The following is a 20,855-nucleotide window of genomic DNA, read 5'->3' as shown; positions in this document are numbered from 1 at the left end:
ACTCCACTTCTACCGACACAGTCGGTGGCCTCTTCACGCCGACGACGCGTTGGCGCTAAAGGAAGAATATGAGATCGGAGTTCGTGCGCAATACATGACCGGAATTCTCAGGCGCGCCCGAGCCAAAGCCACGAGCGTCATGCCTATTCCGCCCGCAGACGACGGATGCCGCCCTCGTCATGCGAGGGCGGCATCCGGTCGTGCGTGCGGGACGGGTCAGGCCGAGAGCTCGGCCACGGTCGGGCCGCCGGTCAGCTCGTCGAGCAGGTCGTCGCCGGGGCGCACCTCGTCGAACGGGGCGGCGATCTCGGCCCGCTCCAGCATCTCGGTCATGCGGCGGCGACGCTGACGCGGGATCAGCGTGACCACGCGACCCGTGCGGCCCGCGCGACCGGTCCGGCCGGCGCGGTGCAGGTACGTCTTGTACTCGTCCGGCGCGTCGGCCTGGATGACCAGGTCGATGTCGTCGACGTGGATGCCTCGCGCGGCGACGTCGGTGGCGACGAGCACGCGGGCGCGGCCCTTCGAGAAGCGCTCGATGTTGCGCGTGCGCTTGGCCTGGTTCAGGTCGCCGTGCAGCGCGATCGCGTCGACGCCGGCGTCCTCGAACTGCTCGGCGAGCATCTCGGCGTAGGCGCGCGTGCGGGTGAAGACCAGCGTCTTGCCCTCGCGGTCGACCAGGGAGTCGAGGATCTCGGCCTTCGAGCGGTGCTCGATCACGAGCACGCGGTGGTCGATCGTGCCGGTCTCCTGGGTCTCGCCCGCGACCTCGTACACCTGCGGGTCGACGAGGAACTCGTCCACGAGCGCGGCGACCTCGCGGTCGAGCGTCGCCGAGAAGAGCAGCTTCTGGCCCCCCTCGGCGGTCAGGCGCAGGATCTCCTGCACGGGCTCGAGGAAGCCGAGCTCGCACATGTGGTCGGCCTCGTCGAGCACCGAGATCTGGATCTGCGAGAGGTCCAGCTTGCCCTGGCGCTGCAGGTCGCCGATGCGGCCCGGGGTGCCGATGATGATGTCGACGCCCTTCTTGAGCGCACCCACCTGGCGCGCCTGGGGCACGCCGCCGTAGATCTGCGTCGTGAACAGGCCCACGCTGCGCGCGATCGGCTGGATGGTGCGGTCGATCTGGAGCGCGAGCTCGCGGGTCGGGGCCATGATGAGCGCGACGGGCGCACGGCCGAACTCGCGCTTGACGCCCGCCTTGCTGCGCAGCACGCGCTCCACGAGCGGAGCGCCGAAGGCGATGGTCTTGCCCGAGCCGGTGCGGCCGCGGGCGAGGACGTCGCGGCCCTCGATGATCGACGGGGCGGTCGACGCCTGGATCGGGAAGGGCCGCTCGGCGCCCAGCGCGGCGAGCGCGCGGACGATGTTGTCGCCGAAGCCGAGGTCGGCGAAGGTCGTCTCCGTCACCTCGTCGGCCACGACGGCCTGCGCCTCGAGGCGCTCGTGCACGACGTCGATGCGCTGCTCCTGCGCCTGGGTGCGCGCGGGGCGCTCCTCGCGGCGCTCCTGCCAGGCCTGCTCGCCGCGCGGGCGGTCGGAGAAGTCGCGGCGAGGGCGGTCCTCGTCGAACGAACGACGGGGGCGCTCGTCGCGCGCGAAGCGCGGACGCTCCTCGCGCGGCGCGAAGTCGCGACGCTCGCCGCGGTCCTGGCGGTCGAAACGGCGCTCGCCGTCACGGGCCGGACGCGCGTCGCGGTCGAAGCGGCGCTCGCCGTCGCGCGCCGGGCGCGCGTCACGGTCGAAGCGCGGGCGGTCCGAGCGCTCGAAGCGGGGTCGGTCCTCGCGCGGGGCGAAGTCGCGACGCTCGCCACGGTCCTGACGGTCGTAGCGCGGACGGTCGCCCTCACGCGCCGGACGGGCATCGCGGTCGAAGCGGCGCTCGCCGTCGCGGGCGGGACGGGCGTCGCGGTCGAAGCGCGGACGCTCCGAACGCTCGAAACGAGGACGCTCGCCGTCGCGGGCCGGGCGGGCGTCGCGGTCGAAGCGGCGCTCGCTGTCGCGCGCGGGACGCGCATCGCGGTCGAAGCGCGGACGCTCGGCCCGGTCGTAGCGGGGACGCTCTTCGCCACGGCCGTAGGCCGGGCGCGCATCGCGACGCTCGCCGTCGCGCGCAGGGCGCGCATCGCGGTCGAAGCGCGGACGCTCGGCGCGCTCGTAACGAGGGCGGTCGCCGGCGCTGTCGTCGCGGCGCGGGGCGCGCGATCCGCCGTCGATGCCGCGGAACGGGCCGCCGGTCTTCTTCTTGGCGTAGCGCGGATCGAAGTTCTGGGCGGGACGGCCGCCGGCCGGCTTCTTGTTCTTGGGCATGCGAAAAGGAACCTCTCGATAGGTGTCATGCGGCCTGTAAGGACCACACACACCCGCGCACTCTTCGCGCGGCATCCCAAGCCGACCCTTCAGAGTAGCGGGGCCCGCTGGGAGAACGCCTGGCCGGGCGCCGTCCGCACCCCGCTCAGCGGGTGAGCGCCGTCGTCCCGCGGCGCTTGACGGACCAGCGCACGCCCTTGAGCAGCGGGTAGATCACCGAGAAGACCCACATCGGGGCGCGCAGCTTGGCGTCGCGGATGCCGTGCGCGTCGTACGTCCGCTCCCAGCGCATCACGTAGCTGTAGTAGTCGCGCGGGGCGTCGTCGAGGCGGCGGGCGGACATCCCGGCCACCATCGCCGACCGGTACACGGCGCGATGGCCGCGCTCGTGCAGGTGGATCGAGATGTCGATGTCCTCGTGCATCTCGTCGGCCGCGTCGCGGCACACGTGCGGCCGGATGTCCCGCCACGCCTCGGCCCGCAGGGCCATGTTGCTGCCGAAGATGTAGTGGAAGTCGCGGGCCAGGCGGTGCACGGCGCGACGCAGCGCGTCGTCGGCTCGATGGCCCCAGCGACGCAGGGGCATGTCGTAGTAGATCATCGGCCCGGTCGCGGCCGCCACGGTCTCGTCCCGGAAGATGCGGCGCACCTGCTCGACCCAGTCGGGCTCGAGGACGGTGTCGGCGTCGATCCGGCCGAGCACCTGGCCGCTCGCGTAGTCCAGCCCCAGGTTGCGGGTCGGGATCAGGCCCTGCACCTCGTCCTGCGAGAGCAGCACCAGCGGCACGTGCGGATGCTCGCGCTGCAGCGCCCGCACGATGTCGCGCGTCGCGTCGGTCGAGCGGTTGTCGACGACGATGATCTCGTCGGCCGGATCCGTCTGGTCGATCGCCGCGAGCACGCAGGCGCGGATGGTGCTCTGCTCGTTGAAGGCCGGGATCACGATCGAGACCGTCGGACCGGCGTTCATGTCCAGAAGCCTATCGACTTCGTCCGGGCCCGCCATGCCCTCCGTCACGGGGCGTCTCCCTCCCGATCGCGCCGGCGCAGCTGCACGCGCGAGGCGGCGGGCAGGGCGGACGTCGCCGGGACCGTGATCACGCCGGCCGGCGCCGTCGCGGTGACGGACGCGGGAACGACCGGCTCGACCGGCGTCTCCGGCACGGCGGTCGCGTCGGACCCGGCCCGCCGCGCGGCCCGGCGCTCGCGCGCTCCCTCGACGAGGTTGTAGAGAGTCGGCAGCACGATCAGCGTGAGCACGGTGGACGACAGCAGTCCGCCGATGACGACGATCGCCAGCGGCTGCGAGATGAAGCCGCCGTGGCCCGTGATGCCGAGGCCCATCGGGGTGAGCGCGAAGATCGTCGCGAGCGCGGTCATCAGGATCGGACGAAGGCGGTTGGAGGCCCCGGCGATGGTGGCGTCGTGCGCCGTGAGGCCGCGCTCGCGGTACTGGTTCACGAGGTCGACGAGCACGATCGCGTTGGTCACCACGATGCCGATCAGCATCAGCACGCCGATCAGCGACGCGACCCCGAGCGGCACGCCCGTGACGATCTGCAGCAGGATGGCGCCGGTCGCCGCGAACGGCACGGACACGAGCAGCAGCAGCGGCTGCCGCAGCGACTTGAAGGTCGCGACCATGACCACGTACACGATCAGGATGGCCGCGAGCATCGCGAGGCCGAGCTGCTGGAACGACTCGGTCTGCTCCTCCGCGACTCCGCCCACCTCCGCGTCGGCGCCCGCGGGGAGATCGACCTCGGCGAGCACGTCGGCGACGGCGGCGGTGGCGACGTTCAGGTCGTCGGTCGCGGGCGGCACCGTGATCGTGGCCGTGCGGCGGCCCTGCTCGGTCGTGATGGACGTGGGGCTCTCGCGCTCCTCGATCGTCGCGAGGTCGGCGAGCGCGACCATGCCCGCGGCGGTCGGGATGCGCAGATCGCGCAGCTCGTCCACGGTCGCGGGCGGGTCCTGGGCCGCGATGTACACGGTGAGGGACGTGCCGTCGATCTCGACCGTGCCGACCTCGCGGGGCTGCATGGTGTTCGAGACCAGCGATCCCACGGCCACCTCGGACAGACCCCGCTCGGCCGCGGCCGCCCGGTCCACCTCGACCGCGATGTACGGAAGCGACGCGGCGAGGTCGTCCGTCACCCGGCCGATGCCGTCGCGACCGTCGAGCTCCTCGACCAGGAGGCGCGTCGCCTCCTCGAGCTCGTCCTCGCCCAGCGCGGTGACGGTGATGGCGATGTCGGTCGATCCGAGCCCCGCGGCCGCCGCGACCGCGATCTCGCCGACGTCCTCCAGGTCGGCGACGGCCTCCTGCACGTCCTCGCGCAGCCGCTCCTGGTCGGCATCCGGATCCGTGACGATCGAGTAGGTCACGCTGCCGCCGCCCGTGAACGCGTCGCGCAGCGGCGATCCGGTCGATCCGACCGACACCTGCATGGTCTCGATTCCGTCGACGCGCTCGAGCGCCTCCTCGACCCGCTGAGCCGCCTCGTCCTTGGTCTCCAGGCTCGCGGTCGGGTCCAGCGTCTGGGAGACGGTGAGCGTGTTCTGCCCGCTGTCGCCGAGGAAGTTCACCTTCATGAGCGGCGCCGCCGCGATCGTGCCGACCAGCACCGCGATCGCCGCGAGCACTGTGATCCACGAGTGCCTCAGCGTCCAGCGCAGGATCGGCAGGTACGCCTTCTGCAGGCGGGACGGGGGCGCATCCGGATGCTCGGGATCGATGCGCTCGCCGTCGGCGTCCAGGCGCGGCCTGCCGGGACGAAGGAACCAGTACGCCAGCACCGGCACGATCGTGAGCGACACGAGCAGCGAGGCGACCATCGCGATCGTGACGGTCATGGCGAACGGGCGGAACAGCTCGCCGACCATGTCGCCGACGAACACGATCGGCAGGAAGACGGCGACGGTCGTGATGGTCGACGCCGTGACGGCCATGGCGACTTCGCGGACCGCGAGGCGGATCGCGTCTCCCTTGTCGGCGCCCTGCACGTAGTGGCGCTTGATGTTCTCGATCACGACGATCGAGTCGTCCACGACGCGGCCGATCGCGATCGTCAGCGCGCCGAGGGTGAGCATGTTGAGCGAGTACCCGAACGCCTGGAGACCGATGAAGGTGACCAGCACGCTGGTCGGGATCGAGATGGCCGTGACGATCGTGGACCGCAGCGACACCAGGAACACCAGGATCACCACGACCGCGAACGCGAGCCCGAGCATGCCCTCGGTGGCGAGCGTCTCGATCGACTGCACGATGAACGGCGCCTGATCGAAGACCACCGTGAACTCCGCGCCGGGGAACGCGTCGCGCAGCTGCGGCAGCAGGGCCTGGACGGCGTCGGAGACCTCGACCGTGTTGGCCGCGGGCACCTTGGTGATCGACAGGGAGATCGCGGGCTCGCCGTTCACGCGCGAGATGGACGTGATCGGGTCGGTCGTCTGCTCGACCTCGGCGACGTCGCCGATGGTCGTGACCTGGGGCGCGATCGGCCGGCCCGTGGTCGGATCCACCGCCGGCGCGGACGACCCGACGAGCGGCAGCGCGCGGATGTCGTCGACCGACGAGACCTTGACGCCGGTCTGGACCGTCAGGGTCTCGCCGTCCTCGGTGATGTCACCGCCCGGGAAGAGCACGCCGTTCTGCTCGAGCGCGTCGGCGATCGCCTGCTGCGTGTGACCGCGCTGGGCCAGCGCGGCGGGGTCGGGGGTGATCGTGATCCGCTGGCCGATGCCGCCGACGATCGCGGCGGACGCGACGCCGTCGATGTCCTCCAGGTCGGGGATGGCGACGTTCTCGAGCTCGGCCTGCGCGGACTCCGCGTCGTCGAACCCGGTGACCGCGACCTGGATCACCGGGAGGTCGTCGAAGCTGACGGCGAGCACCTGGGTGTCGGCGCTCTCGGGGAGCTGCGCCGAGATCCGGTTGATGGCCTGCTGCAGCTTCTGCTCGGCGGTCGCGAGATTCGTGCCGTAGCGGAACGCGGCCTGCACGATCGAGGCGTTCGTGGTGCTCGTGGCCGACGTGGTCTCGAGGTCGGCCACGCCCTGGATCGCGGTCTCGATGGGCGTGGACACGTCGTTCTCGACGACCTCGGGCGAGGCGCCGGGATAGGTTGTCATGATCATCAGCTGCGGCAGCTCGATCGCGGGGATGAGCTCCTGCTTCAGGCTGTTGAGCGCCAGCCCGCCGAACACCGCGGCGCAGATCGTGATGAGCGCGATGAGCGCGCGGTTCTTGAGACTCAGGATGGCAAGCTTCGACACGGCTGTCTCTCGTTGGCGGGAGTCGGGACGGACGCGAACGGATGGCGGAGACCCGCCGATACAGTTCTGTATCCCGGCTTCATTCTGGCACGCGGCCTCGCGGCCCCCGGGGCGGGACCCTATGGCTCTGCCGTGAATCGTCAGGCGGCGAGCGGGGCGCCGAGCGCGAGCCCGGCGAGCGCGGCGACGGCCGAGAGCGCGAGCGTCCCGACGGCGTTCATCGCGGCGGCCATCGGGCGGCCCTCGGTCCGGAGGATCTCGGCGTCGACCGCCACCGTGCTGAAGGTCGTGAAGCCTCCGAGGAGCCCAGTGCCGAGCACGGCCATCCACGCGGTGTCGAGCGAGGCGCCGGTGAGCACGCCGAGCGCCAAGGACCCCGTCACGTTGACGACGAGGATCGGCCAGGGGAAGCCCGCCGGGGTGACGCGCGCGAGAAGGACGTCGGCGAGCCAGCGGAGCCCCGCGCCGACGCCCCCGGCGAGCGCGACGCCGGCGAACAGCAGCGGCGTCACGCGGCGTCCGCCTTCCGCGCGAGCGCGACCCCGGCCGCCAGGCCCGCCCACGCCGCCGCGGAGGCGACGAGCAGCGCCGCGATCGCGATGACCACGGCGTGCACGACGAGCTGCGCCTGAAGCAGCTGCGCCTCGGCGACCGCGAACCCGCTGTAGGTCGTGAAGCCGCCGAGCACGCCCGTGCCGAGGAACGCGCGCCGCCGCGGTCCGGTCGAGCCGACGCGGCCGACCACGAACCCGAGGAGTCCGGATCCGACGGCGTTGACGGCGATGGTGGCGGCCAGCGCGGTGAACGAGAACCCGCCCTCGAACGGCAGAAGCAGCGCCTGGCGCAGCGCGACGCCGAGCACGCCGCCGGCCACGACGAGCGGCAGCAGCCCCCACCGGATCGGCGCCCTGGTCACCCGCCCAGCCTAGGGCGAGCGACGCGACGCCGCCGTCGCCCGCCCGCCCGCCCGTTGCCCCGAGTTGCCGGTTCGTTCCAGCAGTTCGGGGCAACACGCGCGGCCATTGCCCCGAGCTGCCGCTTCGATCCGGCAGTTCGGGGCAACGCGCTCAGGCTCGCGACCGGATGGCGGCCGCCACGTCTGCGATCACGCGGGAGGGGTCTTCCAGGTCCGCCTGCGAGACGGGGATGTAGATCCAGCCGAGTGCCTCGAGCCGCCGCCGGCGCTGCATGTCCCGACGCCACTGCCGCTGATCGCGATGATGGTCACCCTCGTACTCGATCGCGACCCGCAGCCCGGGGATCGCGAGATCGATCCGTGCGACGAACTCGCCGCGATCGAAGACGCGATGCTGGCAGACGAGCCCGGCGAAGCCGGCGTCCTCCAGGAGCACGCGCAGCTCCGACTCCTTGGGCGACTCCGCGAGCGGGTTCAGGCGAGCGACGACGTGCCGAAGCAGGTCACGCCGGCCCGCCGCGAGCTCGGCCGCGCCGATCGCCTCGAGGATCCGGGCCGGCATCACCCCGGTCGCGCCGCGGCCCACGATCCAGTCCCCCACCGCGACCAGCTCGGCGAACGTCAGCACATCCGCCAGATCGCAGAACGTGCGGAGCAGGCGCGTGCACGGCGCCCCGTGGAGCACCACGACGTCGTCCGGGACGAGGCGACGCTGGTGGCCGACCACGCCCCGCCCGCGCCGCGCCCGCGTCCCGCGCGGCGTCGTGACGTGGACGACCGCGACGCCGTCGCGGTCATGCGGCAGCGGGATCCGATGGAGATGCGCGGCGCTCGTGTGGCTGTACGCGCCGCCCTCGGGGATGAGGAGCGCCCGCGCACGCAGGATGTCGTCCGCGCCGTCGCGCGCCACCGGCAGCCGCACGCCGCGAGCCGGGCTCCACAGGTCGCCGCGGCGCAGCCGCGCGTCCGACACCTCCGCGGCCTCGTCCCGACGGAACGCACGGCCGCGCAGGCGCTCGGGCAGCGGCTTCGGCGAGCGGGGCATGCGCCGATCCTTTCGCGGCGCAGGGCCCGAACCGGCGCCGACCGACGGCTGTGAACCGCCGGCGCCGACCGCCGAGCCTGGGGACGAGCCTCCCCCAACGCGTTGCCCCGAGCTGCCGCTTCGATCCGACAACTCGGGGCAACGGCTCAGCGACTACAGGTTCGCCTCGGCGTAGATGCGGAGGGCGTCGCGCACGAAGGCCGCGCCGTCCGCGCCACCGTAGTTGCGCGCGAAGCGCTCGTCGGCGACGTACATCTCGCCGAGCCCGATCACATAGCCCTTCACGTCCCCGCCGGGATGGGCGGCGGGCGTCCCCGGGATGCCCGTGAGCCACTCGACGTGGCGGCGCGCGAGATCCTGGGCCTCGTCCGCGGCCGGGTCCACGCCGGACTCCGCGGCGGCGATCCAGTCGGCGCCGAGCCGGGCGGCCCGCTCCTTCCAGGCGGCGCGCTCGGCCTCGGACATCCCGCGCCACCACCGGTCGCCCTGGGCGTACGCGTCCTCGCCCCACTTCGCCTCGACCTCGTCCTTGTACTGCGTGTGGTCGAAGCCGTCGAACATCTTCTCTGCCACGAGGGCCTCCTCTCCTTCGAGTCCGCGGATGGTGCCGGTCACGGCGTCGATCTGGCGCGCGATGCGATCCCGCTCGCTGCGCAGCCACTCCAGGTGGGCCTCGAGCGCGCGACGCTCGTCGGTCTCCCGCTCGAGGATCTCCCCGATCTGCGGCAGCCCGAGTCCGAGCCCCCGCAGGAGCAGGATGCGCTGCAGCCGCACGAGCGACTGTCCGTCGTAATAGCGGTAACCGTTCGCGCCCACGCGCGATGGCGGCAGCAGGCCCAGCTCGCCGTAGTGCCGTTGCGTCAAGGTCAAGCACCCCGTTCCCGAGGATTCCCTGACAGGCCTGGACAACTCGAGATATATCTCGTTTCCTGGACCTATCGAGATATATCTCGAGTTCCGTTGGGAAAGGACGGCAGAGTCATGACTCTGGAGAAGTGGATCGTGCACCCGGGCGAGACGCGGGTCATCGACGTCGAGGGCATCCGCCGCCTGAAGGTGGGACTCGTCGGCGGCCAGGTCGACATCATCGGGCACGACGAGCCAGGCACCCGCGTGGAGGTGCACGGCGTGACCGTGAAGGACCTCCGGATCGAGGTCACGGGCGACGAGCTCGAGATCGACCACCCGCAGCTGCGGTGGGACAACTTCCTGGAGGTGTTCCGCAACTTCGGTCCCGGCGGCCCGCGCGCCGAGATCAGCATCGCCGTGCCGCGAAGCGTCGCGCTGACGCTCGGGGTCGTCAGCGCCGGGGCGCTCGTCGCCGGCCTCGCGGCCGAGGCCCGCGTGAACACGGTCTCGGGCGATGTCCTGGTGGACGGCCTCACCGGCGACCTCAGCGCCAACGCGGTCTCGGGCGACGTGCAGGCGCGCGGGCTGACCGGTGCCTTCACCGCCAACACCGTGTCGGGCGATGTCACGGTCGCCGGCGAGATCCGGCGCGCGTCGGTGGACTCCGTCTCCGGTGCCACCATGATCGACGCGCAGGGCCCGATCGGCGCCGCATCCGTCAACACGGTCAGCGGCTCCGCCACCCTGCGCCTGGACGAGGGCCACCCCGCCGACTACGTGGTGCGCTCCGCGAGCGGCCGCGTCGTGATCGACGGCGTCGTGCGCTCGTCCGGCGGCCCCTCGAACGTCACCGCGTCGGCCGGGGAGCTGTCCGGGTCGTTCGTCGACGTCCGCGTCAACACCGTCTCGGGCGACGTGACCGTGCTGCGGCGCCCGGTCGCCGCCGAGCCGGCCCCCGACCGCCCCGTCACCGAGGAGGCATGATGGCCCCCGTCTTCTCCCATGGCGACCTGCGCCTGTACCTGCTGAACCTGCTCGCGGAGGCTCCGCGCCACGGCTACGACATCATGCAGTCGCTGGCCGAGCGCACGGGCGGCACCTACACGCCGAGCGCGGGCACGATCTACCCGCGCCTCGCGCGGCTCGAGGAGGAGGGGCTCGTGACCAAGACGACGGACGGCCGCAAGACCGTCTACGAGATCACCGACGCGGGACGCGCCGAGGTGCAGGCGCGGGCCGACCAGATCACCGGCATCGAGGCGGGGCTGGCGGATTCCGTCCGGCTGATCGCCGACGAGGTGCGCACCAGTGTCCGCGAGGCCATGCGCAGCCTGCGCGCGGATCTCGCGGCGGCCGCCACCGAGGCGCCCCGAGCGGCGCCGCAGTCCCCGCCGGCCGACGACGTGCGCGTCGCATCGCGCGAGCAGCTGCAGCGCGCCGAGGCGGCGATCGCCGACTTCCGCGGCCGTGTGCGCGCGGAGCTGCGCTCCCACGTCGCGCGGGGCGGAGAGCTGACCGCGGGCACGGTCGACGCGCTCCAGTCGGCGCTCGACGCGGCCGCCGCGACCCTGGCGGAGTCGCTGCGCCGCTGACGCCGCCCCCGGAAGCCGGACGAATCGCTCCGTCCGGCTTCCGGCGCGTCAGAGGGAGGTGCGGGCGCTCAGCCCTCGACCTCGGGGAACGCCTCGTCGTCGCGCAGCGGCTCCTCCTGCGGGATGACCAGGATGGGCCGGTGCTGGCGGTGCGACAGGCGCGCGGCGACGGATCCGGTGAAGAACTCCCGGATCGACTCGCCGAAGCCGCGCCTGCGCGTGCCGACCACGATCAGCTTCGCGTCGATCTTCTCCGCGAGGTGCTTGATCGCGAGCGCGGGGTCGCCGACCAGCTGGCGCACCTCCCATGTGATGCCCGCGTTCGCGAGGTGCGTCTCGGCCGCGTTCCTGACGGCCTCGAGCTCGCCCTCGCCGGCCTGCACGTTGATGTCGACGGGCGCGGAATGCACGTAGCCCTCCGGGTCCTCGTACGTCACGAACCGCGTGACGTCGACGTGCGTCACCACCAGCGGCGCGCCGAGCAGCGCCGCGTAATGCGCGGCCTCCTTGATGACGCGTGGCGACTGATCCGGGATCACTCCCGCGATCACGGCACCGCGCATGGCCGCATCGATCGGCGCCTCCCGGCGCACGGCGTCGGACTCGTCCATCGGCTGATCGGTCATTGTCGACCCCTTCCAGGTGCCGCGGCCGGCCGAGGCGCCAGGGCCGCGTGGTATCCTGAATCCTACTCTTCACCGGCTCCCCTGCCGGGTTCAGACAAGCGCGCCGGGCACGTTCCCGGGCAGCTATACGTGAGGGGGTCTCGCGCATGGGGCGTGGCCGTCAGAAGGCGAAGCACACCAAGCTCGCCCGCGAGCTGAAGTCGTTCAGCCCGAGTGTCGACTATGCGGCACTGGAGCGTGAGCTCGGACATCCGAGCGACGATCAGTATGTCGACAAGTGGGCAGACATGTACGACGACGAAGACGAGGACGAGTTCCAGGCGCAGCAGGCCTGACACTCCCTCGACGTCTCGCAGACGACAAGACGGCCCGGTCGGATGACCGGGCCGTCTTCGTATGCGGGGCGTGTGCGCGGAGCTCAGGAGCTCTGGACGCTCTCGACCCACGCGAGGTACTCGTCGCTGACGGTGCCGGTGACGTAGCGGCCGTCGAAGCAGCTCATGTCGAGGTCCGAGAACGTCGCCTCGCCCGTCGCGCTCTCGATGATCGCGTCGCGCAGGTCCTCGACCTCCTGGTACACGAGGTAGTCGCAGCCGAGGTACTCGGCGACCTCGGGGATCGTGCGGCCGTGCGCGACGAGCTCCTTGCGCGAGGGCATGTTGATGCCGTAGACGTGCGGGTGCCGCACGGGCGGCGCGGCCGACGCGAACGTCACGGTCTTCGCGCCGGCGTCGTACGCCATCTGCACGATCTGCTTGCTGGTGGTGCCGCGGACGATCGAGTCGTCGATGAGCAGCACGTTCTTGCCCTTGAACTCGCTCGACATCGCGTTGAGCTTCTGGCGCACGCTCTTCTTGCGCACGGCCTGGCCGGGCATGATGAACGTCCGGCCGACGTAGCGGTTCTTGTAGAAGCCCTCGCGGTACTCGATGCCGAGCACGCGCGCGACCTCCATCGCGGCGGGACGCGACGAGTCCGGGATCGGCATGACCACGTCGATCAGCCCCTCGGGCACGTGCTTCGCGATCGTCGCGGCGAGCTTCTCACCCATCCGCAGGCGCGACTCGTACACCGAGACGCCGTTCATGATGGAGTCCGGGCGGGCCAGGTACACGTACTCGAACGAGCACGGCAGCAGGGTGGCCTCGTCGGCGCACTGCTTCGAGAACAGCTCGCCGTCGCTCGTGATGAACACGGCCTCGCCGGGCGCGACGTCGCGCACGATCTCGTAGTCCGCGTTCTCGAGCACGAGCGACTCGCTCGTGACGACCCACTCGTCCTTGCCGTCCTCGCCCGCCCGGCGGCCCAGGATCAGGGGCCGGATGCCGAACGGGTCGCGGAACGCGAGCAGGCCGTAGCCGGCGATGATCGAGATCACGGCGTACGCGCCCTCGATCCGCCGGTGCGTGCGCGAGACCGCCTCGAAGATGCGGTCGGGGTCGAGGTCGACCGGGCTGGTCGTCGCCTGCAGCTCGTTCGCGAGCACGTTGAGCAGCAGCTCAGTGTCGCTCGACGAGTTGAGGTGCCGCCGGTCGCGCTGGCCCATGTCGGTGGTCAGCTCGCGCGTGTTCGTGAGGTTGCCGTTGTGGATCAGGATGATCCCGTACGGCGAGTTGACGTAGAAGGGCTGCATCTCCTCCTCGCTGGAGGCGGTGCCCTTCGTGGCGTAGCGCACGTGGCCGAGGCCGACGTTGCCGAGCAGCGAGCGCATGTCGCGGGTGCGGAACGCCTCGCGCACCATGCCCTGCGCCTTGTGGGTGTGCATCACGCCGTTGGGTTCGGCGGTGGCGATACCCGTCGCGTCCTGACCCCGGTGCTGGAGGAGGAGGAGAGCGTCGTAGATGTCCTGGTTGACCGGGGCGCGCCCGACCATTCCGACGATGCCGCACATGGGGTGGTTACTTCATCCGATCTGTCGTCAATGACCGCGGGTGCTGTCTGCGTAGGCGCCCACGAGCCGGACGGCGCCGCCGTCGACGCCCTTGGCGCCCTGTTCGAAGTCTCCGTCCGGGAGGGCGTCGTCGCGCACCTCGCCGACCTGCCAGGCCGGGATGCCCGCGGCCTGGATCTGCGCGATCGCGTCGGCGGCCTTCTCGGGAGCCACGACCGCGAGGAACCCGATGCCGAGGTTCCAGGTGCCCTCGCTGGACTCGAGCGTGGTCCCCGCGATGTCGCTCAGCACGCGGAACACGGGCGACGGCGACCACGTCGAGCGGTCGACGTCGACCCACGTGCCGCGCGGAAGCACGCGCGCGAGGTTCGCCGCGATGCCGCCGCCCGTGACGTGGCTGAGGGAGCGGACTCCGTCGCCGAGGCTCGCGATGAGCTCGAGCAGCGGGGTCGTGTACAGGCGCGTCGGTTCGAGCAGCGCCTCGCCCCAGGTCGTGCCGAAGTCGGCCGCCTGGTCGCCGTAGGAGATGCCCGCGCGCGTGACGATGTGGCGGACGAGCGAGAAGCCGTTCGAGTGGATGCCGCTCGAGGCCAGCGCGATGACCGCGTCGCCCGCGCGCACGCGCTCGGCTCCGAGCACCCGGTCGGCCTCCACGACGCCGGTCGCGGCCCCCGCCACGTCGTAGTCGTTCGGGCCCAGCAGGCCGGGGTGCTCGGCGGTCTCGCCGCCGACCAGCGCGGTGCCGGTCAGCGCGCACGCCTCGGCGATGCCGCGCACGATGTCGGCGATCCGCTGCGGGAACACCCTGCCCGTGGCGATGTAGTCGGTCATGAACAGCGGCTTGGCGCCGACGACGACGATGTCGTCCACGACCATGCCGACCAGATCGTGGCCGATCGTGTCGTGCTTGTCGATCGCCTGGGCGATCGCGACCTTGGTGCCGACGCCGTCGGTGCTCGTCGCGAGCAGCGGCTTGGCGTAGCCGAGCAGCGCCGAGGCGTCGAACAGCCCGGCGAAGCCGCCGACGCCTCCGAGGACCTCGGGGCCGTGCGTGGCCTTGACCGACGACTTCATCAGCTCGACGGCGAGGTCGCCGGCGGCCGTGTCGACACCGGCCTCGGCGTACGTCGAGGAGGGGCGGGGGGTATGGGTTTCGGTGGGTTCGGGGACCACACCCCCAGCCTACCGGCCGCAACCTGGGCGAAAGGCGGCGTGAGGGGGCGCCGAGGCCGCACACCGGGCGATAATGAGCCATATGACCGACCCCGGCTGGCACGTCCGCGAGGACTGCAGTCCGTCGGTGCTCGTGGCGCTGTATCTGCGCCAGGCGCTCGGGGTGCGGCATCCGGACGAGCTGCCGCACCTGCGCGGCGTCGAGCGCGTGGGCGAGGCCGACGACGCGGTCGAGCGGCTGTGGCGCCGCTACTGGGACATGACGGTCGAGCCGGAGGCGAACCCCTCCCCCGTGCCGCTCGAGCTGCTGGACGGCTTCGGGACGCACGTCGCGCTGCCCGCCTACGCCGACGCCCTCCGCGACGCGGCGGCGCCCCACGGCGCGGAGGCGCTCGCGTACGCGCAGGACGCCGCCGTCCGATACGACCGCATGCGGCGCTCCTACCGCGGGTACGCGGGCGCCGTCGTGGAGTTCGAGCGGAGGGCGGGCCGCCGCGCGCACGACTTCCGGCTCGACGTGCAGGTGCTGCCGCTCTCGCAGCGCGGCATCTGGTGGATCGGCTCCCTCACGGTCGCCGTGTCGGACAGTCTGCGCGGCGACGTCGCAGCGTTCGACTCGGCGATGCAGCCGATCCTGCGCGAGATCGCCTGAGGCGCCCCGACGTCAGTCGGCGACGGTCTCGTGGACGACCGAGACGCGGCGCGTGCGGCGGCCGAGCGTGCGCTCCAGGATGAGCGCCACGATCATCGCCAGCAGGATGCCCGCGGGCACGCACCACAGCAGGATGAATCCGAAGGCCTGCGACGGCGAGTAGACGACCTCGGTGAACGGGCTCGGCTGGCTGGTGCCGTCGAACGCGGTCGACAGGATCATCGCGACCACGACCCCCAGCCCCGCACCCAGGGCCGCGAACACGCCGTACCGCGGCGAGCGTCGCACCGAGACCTGCTCGGCGACGACCGGATCTTGGGGGGAATCGGGGCGCGAGGGCATGACCTCGATTGTTCCACCGGTTCCTGAATACGGGTCGTGCGTCCGCCCCGCGAACGCTCCACTCCGGACGCCCCGAGCGCGCCCGTCAGGGCCGCAGCGGAAGCAGGGGAGAGAGGTCCGCGCGGACCCCCGAGGCATGCACGCGCCCCGCCGCGACGGCGTCCGCCCAGGACAGGCTCCCGGTCGCGAGCGCGATCCAGGTCGGCGGATCCATCTCGACGACGTTCGGCGGTGTGCCGCGCGTGTGCCGCGGCCCCTGGACGACCTGCGCGGCGCCGAAGGGCGGCACGCGCACCTCCACGCTGTTGCCGGGCGCCTTCTCGGCCAGCAGCTGCAGCAGGTACCGCACGGCCGTCGCGTGGGCGGTGCGCGGGGGTCTCGCCCCCGCCTCGGCGGCGGCCGTGACCGCGGCGAGCGCGTCGCGCCCGTCGCCGGTGTCGATCCTGCGGAGGGCCATCCCCTCAGCCTACGAGCCCGCGTCCGGCGGACGGGTGGTCGCCTCCTCGGGGAGGCGCTCGACCGGGATCACGACGACGTCCTGCATCTTCCAGTCCAGCGCGATGATCCGCCGCTGAAGCCGCCCGAGCGCCGCGAGGTCGATCCGTCCGGCGCCGAGGAAGCCCCGGCGGGGCACCACGAACGCCTCCACGTGGAGCACCTGGCCGAGATCCCTCACCCGCACGCCCGCGTCCTCGACCCAGCGCGTGGACCGCAGCACGCGCAGCACGTCGCCGACGAGCGGATGGACCGCGCGGTCGTCGTACGTCGTGACCCGCTTGTCGATCAGGTCCTCGACCGCGGTGACGGTGTTCCGCCAGCCGTCCCAGAGGATCCCGAGGGAGATGAACAGGGCCGCGGCGTAGTCCAACCACCAGATGCCGAGGCCGACGCCGCCCACGCCGACGATCGAGGCGGCGTTGGTCTGCCAGTCGGCCTTCGCCATGTCGGCGTCGGCGTGCAGCAGCTTGTTGTGCAGCGGACGGGCGAGCTTCGCCTTGTAGCGGCCGTAGAACGGCGGCGCGATCACGATCAGCGCCATCACGCCGATCATGAGCCACCCCTGCCAGATGGTCGTGCCGAACAGCTTCACGGTGCCGATCGTCGGATGCTCGGACCGCGCGAACCCCAGGACCGCCTCCACCGCGAGGTTCGCGCCGACGATCAGCAGCGCGATCCCCGCGACGAGGTGGCCGACTCCCATGGCGCGGTGCAGACCGAACGGGAACGACCGGGAGGGCCGGCGACGGGTGAAGAACAGCGCCGCGAGGAACGCGATCTGCGGCAGCAGCGACAGCATGTCCTCGATCCAGGCGGTGCGCATGGCCTGCGAGCTGCCGACGACGAGGGCGATCAGGACGATCGTGACCGTGGTGTAGCAGATCGTGAAGACCTCGATGCCGACCGCCTTGCGCATCGCCTCGGCCTGCTCGCGCGGCAGGTCGGTGCGGCCGAAGCGGGGCTTCATCCTGCGCTCCGCTCGTCCAGGAAGCGCTCGAGCTCGCCGATGAAGCGGTTCTCGCCCAGCGGGGCGAGCATCACGACCGGGTGCTCGCGCTCGACGCCGGGCAGCTCGGCGAAGCCGCGCGTGACGCCGACGCGGTCCGCCCACGGCGTCTGGTCGGTCATGCCCCCGATCGCGAGGTCGAGGCTCCCCTCCTCGATCGCGACGACGAGGCTCTCCTCGCTGCCGACCGTCCAGGTCACGTCGGCGTCGATGCTCTCGGCGAAGTCCTCGACGAGATCCACGAGGACGCCGTCGACCCTCTCCGCGCCGGATGTCGCGCCGTCCACGGTGACGAGTTCCCCGTCTGGGGACGCGCCGACGCGCAGCTCGCCGCCCGCGACCCGGTCGTACGTGCCGTCCGGATCGACGGGGATGTCGGCCGCGCAGCCTCCGATCGCCCCGGCGAGCGCGATCGCGGCGAGCGCGGCGATGATCCGCCGCGTGCCGTCCACGCTCCGACGGTACGGCGGCGACGTGCTCCGCGCCAGGTGGCTTGCCGGGGTGCCGCCCGGCCGGTATGGCGCGGGATCGGCGGTCGATAGGCTGGACGGGTGAGAATCCTCGTCCTCGGTTCCGGCGCGCGCGAGCACGCCATCGTCCTCGCCCTCCGCTCGGAGGAGGCCGGCCACGAGCTGCTCGCGGCGCCCGGCAACGCCGGCATCGCGCGCGACGCCGCGCTGGTCGAGGTGGACATGCTCGACCCGAGCGCGGTCGCCGCGTTCGCGATCGACCACGCGGTGGACCTCGTGGTCGTCGGTCCCGAGGCCCCGCTGATCGCCGGCGTCGCCGACGAGCTGCGCGAACGCGGCATCCCGGTCTTCGGCCCGGGCCGCGCGGCCGCCCAGATGGAGGGGTCGAAGGCGTTCGCCAAGCGGATCATGGCCGCCGCCGGCGTGCCGACGGGCCGCGCGACGCATGCGCGCACGGTCGACGAGGTCGCCGCCGCCCTGGATGAGTTCGGCGCGCCGTACGTCGTCAAGGCCGACGGTCTGGCGGCGGGCAAGGGCGTCATCGTGACGGAGGACCGTGCGGCGGCGATCGAGCACGCCGAGACCTATCTGCCCGGCGGGCCCGTGCTGATCGAGGAGTTCCTCTCGGGACCCGAGGTCTCGCTCTTCTTCCTGAGCGACGGCGACACCGTGCGGGCGCTCAGCCCCGCGCAGGACTTCAAGCGCGCCCTCGACGGGGACGCCGGCCCGAACACCGGCGGCATGGGGGCGTACTCGCCCCTGCCGTGGCTCGCGGAGCGCTTCGGCGGCGAGGCGGAGTTCGTGGCGCACGTCACCGAGACCGTGGCGCTCCCGGTCATCCGGCGCCTGGACGAGGAGGGCACGCCCTTCATCGGCCTGCTGTACGCGGGCCTCATCCTGACCGACGCCGGCGTGCGCGTGATCGAGTTCAACGCGCGCTTCGGCGACCCCGAGACGCAGGTCGTGCTGCCGCGCCTCGTGACGCCGCTCTCGCGCCTGCTGCTCGCGGCCGCGACCGGCACGCTCGAGGACGAGCCGCAGCCGGTGTTCTCCGACGACGTGGCGGTCACGGTCGTGCTCGCGAGCGAGGGCTACCCCGAGAAGCCCGTGACGGGGCGTCCCCTCACGGGGCTCGACGAGGCGGAGGCCGTGGACGGGGTGCACATCGCGCACGCCGCGACCGCCGAGGCCGACGGCGGCCTGGTCGCCACCGGCGGACGGGTGCTCAACGTCGTGGCGACCGCGCCGGACTTCCGCACGGCCCGCGAGCGGGCGTACGAGGCGCTGTCGCACATCGGCCTCGAGGGCGGCCACCACCGCACCGACATCGCCGCCCGCGTCGCGGAGTAGGTCGCGGGAGAGACCTGGGATCAGCGCCCGGCGCGCAGCCGGGGTCGGGCGGACGGACGCGGCTCGTCGGGGGCGAGGGCCGCGAGCGTGCGCATGAGCGTCGTGAGCCACACGAAGCCCAGACCCACCGCGACCGCCTCGAGCGCGGTCGCCGAGTAGATCGCGAGCGGCCGCCACAGCAGCACCGCGAGCACGAGCCCCGCGGCGACGCCGATGGTCGTCAGGGTGAGCATCGGCGGCGGGCCCGGCATGACCAGGACCGTCACGACGGCCGCGGCGCCGAGCAGCGCGAGCGCGGCGAACGCCGCCACGAAGTGCGCGACGGGCGCTCGATGCACCGGCAGCAGGCCCACGCCGGCCAGAGCCGCGCCGGTCGCGGCGAACAGGACGACCACGACGCCGATCCGGAACAGCGCCGCGTCGCCGAGGATGCGATGCAGGTCGCGGCCGACGTACGCCCCGACCGTCGCGAGCAGCAGCCCGCCGACGACGAGCGTGCCGTTGAACGCCCAGCCGCCGTCGCCGATCCCGAGCTGCGAGAAGTTCCGCTCCCACCACCGCGGATCGGTCGCGGTCAGCATCGCGAACAGCGTCCCGGTGATGAGGAACGCGAACAGCAGCGTGACGAGGTCGTCCGTGCGCAGGCGCGCGCCCAGCCCGAACGCCGATCCCGCCGCCGCGGCCGACGCGACGCCGGTCAGGAGTCCGCCGCCGAGCGGCGGCACGTCGAGGCCGTGCAGGCCGATCGCGAGGACCTCGCCCGCGCAGAGCACCGCCAGCCCGCACACCCCTCCGAGGGCGAGCGCGACCGCCGCGTCCGAGATCCGCGAGACCGCCGCCTGCCACGGCGGCATCCCGGCCGTGTCCGCTGCGCGGTGCATCCGGGTGCCTGCCGCGAACGCGGCCACCGCGACGCCCGCGGTCACGGCGGCGGCCGGCAGGCCGATCGACCCGTCGCCGGCCAACGGCCGCGCGAGACCCCACAGCAGGATCGTGCCGAGCACTGTGCCCGCCGCGAAGCCGAGCCAGGCGGCCCAGATCGCGTGGGCGTCCTGGCGCCGGCGCTCGGGTGATCTCACGCGTCCATGCAACCACGGGCGGCCGATCCGGGCGGCGCGGCCGCCGGGCGAGTCAGACGCCCGCGGGCGTCTCTCCTGCGCGCTCGACGAGAACGGCCACCTGGGTGCGGTTCCGGGCGCCGAGCTTGATCCGGGCCTGCTGCACGTGGGTCTTCACGGTCGAGACGCCCAGGTGCATCGCGCGGGCGATCTCGTCGTCGCTCGCGCCGGTCGCGATCAGCCGGGCGGCTTCGCGCTCGCGCTCGGTGAGCGCGGAGAAGAGGGCCGCGGCCTCGCGGCGGGCCTCCGCCCCGGAGTCGGCGGCGAGCTGCACCACGATCTGGCGCGTGTGCTGCGGCGCCAGGAACGCGTCGCCGCGGGCGACCGTCAGCACGGCCCGCGCCATGTCGCCGGGATCCGTGTCCTTCAGGATGTAGCCGTACGCACCGGCCTCGAACATGCGCCTCACCGTCCCGAGGTCCGCGATGCTCGTCATGGCGGCGACGTTGGCGTCGACCTGCGCGAGCAGCGCGCGCGTGGCCTCGATCCCGTCCATGCCCGGCATCTGGATGTCCATCAGCACGACGTCGGGGCGATGCGCACGCGCGAACTCGACCGCGGCGGCACCGCCGTCGACCGCACCGATCACATCGATCTCCGGATAGGGCCCGAGGATCGCCGGGATCGCGTTGCGCGGGAACGCCTCGTCGTCGACGATCAGCACGCGCACGGGCGGTCGGGGCTCGGGGTCCGCGGCGTCGGCGAGGGGCACGTCGCCACCCTACCGACGGGCGCGGAC

Annotated in this window: 21 protein-coding genes; 5 read left to right on the top strand and 16 right to left on the bottom strand. The window is 72.5% G+C overall.

Features of this window, described 5'->3' with window-relative positions:
• Positions 1-216: 216 nt before the first annotated feature.
• From ASD19_RS01635 to ASD19_RS01605, 7 genes are all read right to left on the bottom strand, one after another.
• Positions 217-2,310, bottom strand: coding sequence for a DEAD/DEAH box helicase (locus ASD19_RS01635; protein WP_055988100.1), 2,094 nt, complete (start codon positions 2,308-2,310; stop codon positions 217-219).
• A gap of 145 nt (positions 2,311-2,455) precedes the next feature.
• Positions 2,456-3,280 (bottom strand): glycosyltransferase, encoded by an 825-nt coding sequence (locus ASD19_RS01630; RefSeq protein WP_082542894.1) that lies wholly within the window; start codon positions 3,278-3,280, stop codon positions 2,456-2,458.
• A 44-nt stretch (positions 3,281-3,324) separates the two neighbouring features.
• On the bottom strand, positions 3,325-6,588 hold the full coding sequence (locus ASD19_RS01625) for an efflux RND transporter permease subunit (protein ID WP_055988098.1): 3,264 nt from the start codon (positions 6,586-6,588) through the stop codon (positions 3,325-3,327).
• Positions 6,589-6,728: 140 nt separating this feature from the next.
• On the bottom strand, positions 6,729-7,100 hold the full coding sequence (locus tag ASD19_RS01620; protein ID WP_055988095.1) for a fluoride efflux transporter FluC: 372 nt from the start codon (positions 7,098-7,100) through the stop codon (positions 6,729-6,731).
• Positions 7,097-7,504, bottom strand: coding sequence for a fluoride efflux transporter FluC (locus tag ASD19_RS01615; protein ID WP_235562937.1), 408 nt, complete (start codon positions 7,502-7,504; stop codon positions 7,097-7,099). The genes ASD19_RS01620 and ASD19_RS01615 overlap by 4 nt, the downstream gene beginning before the upstream one ends.
• A 151-nt stretch (positions 7,505-7,655) precedes the next feature.
• Positions 7,656-8,549, bottom strand: coding sequence for a hypothetical protein (locus ASD19_RS01610; protein WP_055988093.1), 894 nt, complete (start codon positions 8,547-8,549; stop codon positions 7,656-7,658).
• Between the two features lie 153 nt (positions 8,550-8,702).
• Positions 8,703-9,419 carry a MerR family transcriptional regulator gene (locus tag ASD19_RS01605; RefSeq protein WP_235562936.1) on the bottom strand — a complete coding sequence of 239 codons (717 nt, stop codon included), beginning with the start codon at positions 9,417-9,419 and terminating at the stop codon, positions 8,703-8,705.
• Between the two features lie 111 nt (positions 9,420-9,530).
• Here ASD19_RS01605 and ASD19_RS01600 point away from each other — a divergent pair, with 111 nt between their 5' ends.
• Together ASD19_RS01600 and ASD19_RS01595 are read left to right on the top strand one after the other, a co-directional pair.
• On the top strand, positions 9,531-10,382 hold the full coding sequence (locus ASD19_RS01600) for a DUF4097 family beta strand repeat-containing protein (protein ID WP_055988091.1): 852 nt from the start codon (positions 9,531-9,533) through the stop codon (positions 10,380-10,382).
• A complete protein-coding gene (locus tag ASD19_RS01595; protein WP_055988089.1) occupies positions 10,382-10,990 on the top strand; it encodes a PadR family transcriptional regulator in 609 nt (202 codons plus the stop codon). The genes ASD19_RS01600 and ASD19_RS01595 overlap by 1 nt, the downstream gene beginning before the upstream one ends.
• 68 nt (positions 10,991-11,058) lie before the next feature.
• Here ASD19_RS01595 and ASD19_RS01590 read toward each other — a convergent pair whose 3' ends face one another.
• On the bottom strand, positions 11,059-11,616 hold the full coding sequence (locus ASD19_RS01590; protein ID WP_082542893.1) for a universal stress protein: 558 nt from the start codon (positions 11,614-11,616) through the stop codon (positions 11,059-11,061).
• A gap of 146 nt (positions 11,617-11,762) precedes the next feature.
• Between ASD19_RS01590 and ASD19_RS01585 the strand changes: the two genes are divergently transcribed.
• Positions 11,763-11,951, top strand: coding sequence for a DUF3073 domain-containing protein (locus tag ASD19_RS01585; protein WP_055988086.1), 189 nt, complete (start codon positions 11,763-11,765; stop codon positions 11,949-11,951).
• Between the two features lie 83 nt (positions 11,952-12,034).
• On the opposite strand, the gene purF is transcribed toward ASD19_RS01585, so the two are convergent.
• Entirely contained in the window at positions 12,035-13,507 is a 1,473-nt protein-coding gene (gene purF, locus ASD19_RS01580; protein ID WP_055988084.1) for an amidophosphoribosyltransferase, read from the bottom strand.
• A gap of 27 nt (positions 13,508-13,534) precedes the next feature.
• Entirely contained in the window at positions 13,535-14,680 is a 1,146-nt protein-coding gene (gene purM / locus ASD19_RS01575) for a phosphoribosylformylglycinamidine cyclo-ligase (protein WP_055988083.1), read from the bottom strand.
• A gap of 82 nt (positions 14,681-14,762) precedes the next feature.
• Between purM and ASD19_RS01570 the strand changes: the two genes are divergently transcribed.
• Complete coding sequence (locus tag ASD19_RS01570; protein WP_308067727.1) at positions 14,763-15,332, top strand: zinc-binding alcohol dehydrogenase; 570 nt, start codon at positions 14,763-14,765, stop codon at positions 15,330-15,332.
• Between the two features lie 12 nt (positions 15,333-15,344).
• On the opposite strand, the gene ASD19_RS01565 is transcribed toward ASD19_RS01570, so the two are convergent.
• The 4 genes from ASD19_RS01565 to ASD19_RS01550 all read right to left on the bottom strand — a co-directional run bounded on the left by ASD19_RS01565 (position 15,345) and on the right by ASD19_RS01550 (position 17,630).
• Complete coding sequence (locus ASD19_RS01565) at positions 15,345-15,674, bottom strand: hypothetical protein (protein ID WP_055988079.1); 330 nt, start codon at positions 15,672-15,674, stop codon at positions 15,345-15,347.
• 85 nt (positions 15,675-15,759) lie between these two features.
• Positions 15,760-16,131, bottom strand: a complete 372-nt coding sequence (locus tag ASD19_RS01560) for a sterol carrier family protein (RefSeq protein ID WP_055988077.1) — start codon at positions 16,129-16,131, stop codon at positions 15,760-15,762.
• 9 nt (positions 16,132-16,140) lie between these two features.
• Complete coding sequence (locus tag ASD19_RS01555) at positions 16,141-17,139, bottom strand: cation transporter (protein ID WP_055988075.1); 999 nt, start codon at positions 17,137-17,139, stop codon at positions 16,141-16,143.
• A complete protein-coding gene (locus ASD19_RS01550; protein ID WP_235562935.1) occupies positions 17,136-17,630 on the bottom strand; it encodes a hypothetical protein in 495 nt (164 codons plus the stop codon). Before ASD19_RS01550 ends, ASD19_RS01555 begins: the two co-directional genes overlap by 4 nt.
• Positions 17,631-17,729: 99 nt before the next feature.
• On the opposite strand from ASD19_RS01550, the gene purD reads away from it, so the two are divergent.
• Positions 17,730-18,998 carry a phosphoribosylamine--glycine ligase gene (gene purD, locus ASD19_RS01545; RefSeq protein WP_055988073.1) on the top strand — a complete coding sequence of 423 codons (1,269 nt, stop codon included), beginning with the start codon at positions 17,730-17,732 and terminating at the stop codon, positions 18,996-18,998.
• A gap of 20 nt (positions 18,999-19,018) precedes the next feature.
• Here the strand turns inward: purD and ASD19_RS01540 are convergent, their stop codons facing one another.
• Entirely contained in the window at positions 19,019-20,077 is a 1,059-nt protein-coding gene (locus ASD19_RS01540; RefSeq protein WP_055988071.1) for a DUF998 domain-containing protein, read from the bottom strand.
• 52 nt (positions 20,078-20,129) lie between these two features.
• Positions 20,130-20,828, bottom strand: a complete 699-nt coding sequence (locus tag ASD19_RS01535; RefSeq protein ID WP_055988070.1) for a response regulator — start codon at positions 20,826-20,828, stop codon at positions 20,130-20,132.
• Positions 20,829-20,855: the final 27 nt, after the last annotated feature.

Source organism: Microbacterium sp. Root53 (assembly GCF_001426925.1).
Lineage (GTDB): Bacteria > Actinomycetota > Actinomycetes > Actinomycetales > Microbacteriaceae > Microbacterium.
This window is presented reverse-complemented; position numbering and strand designations above follow the sequence as displayed.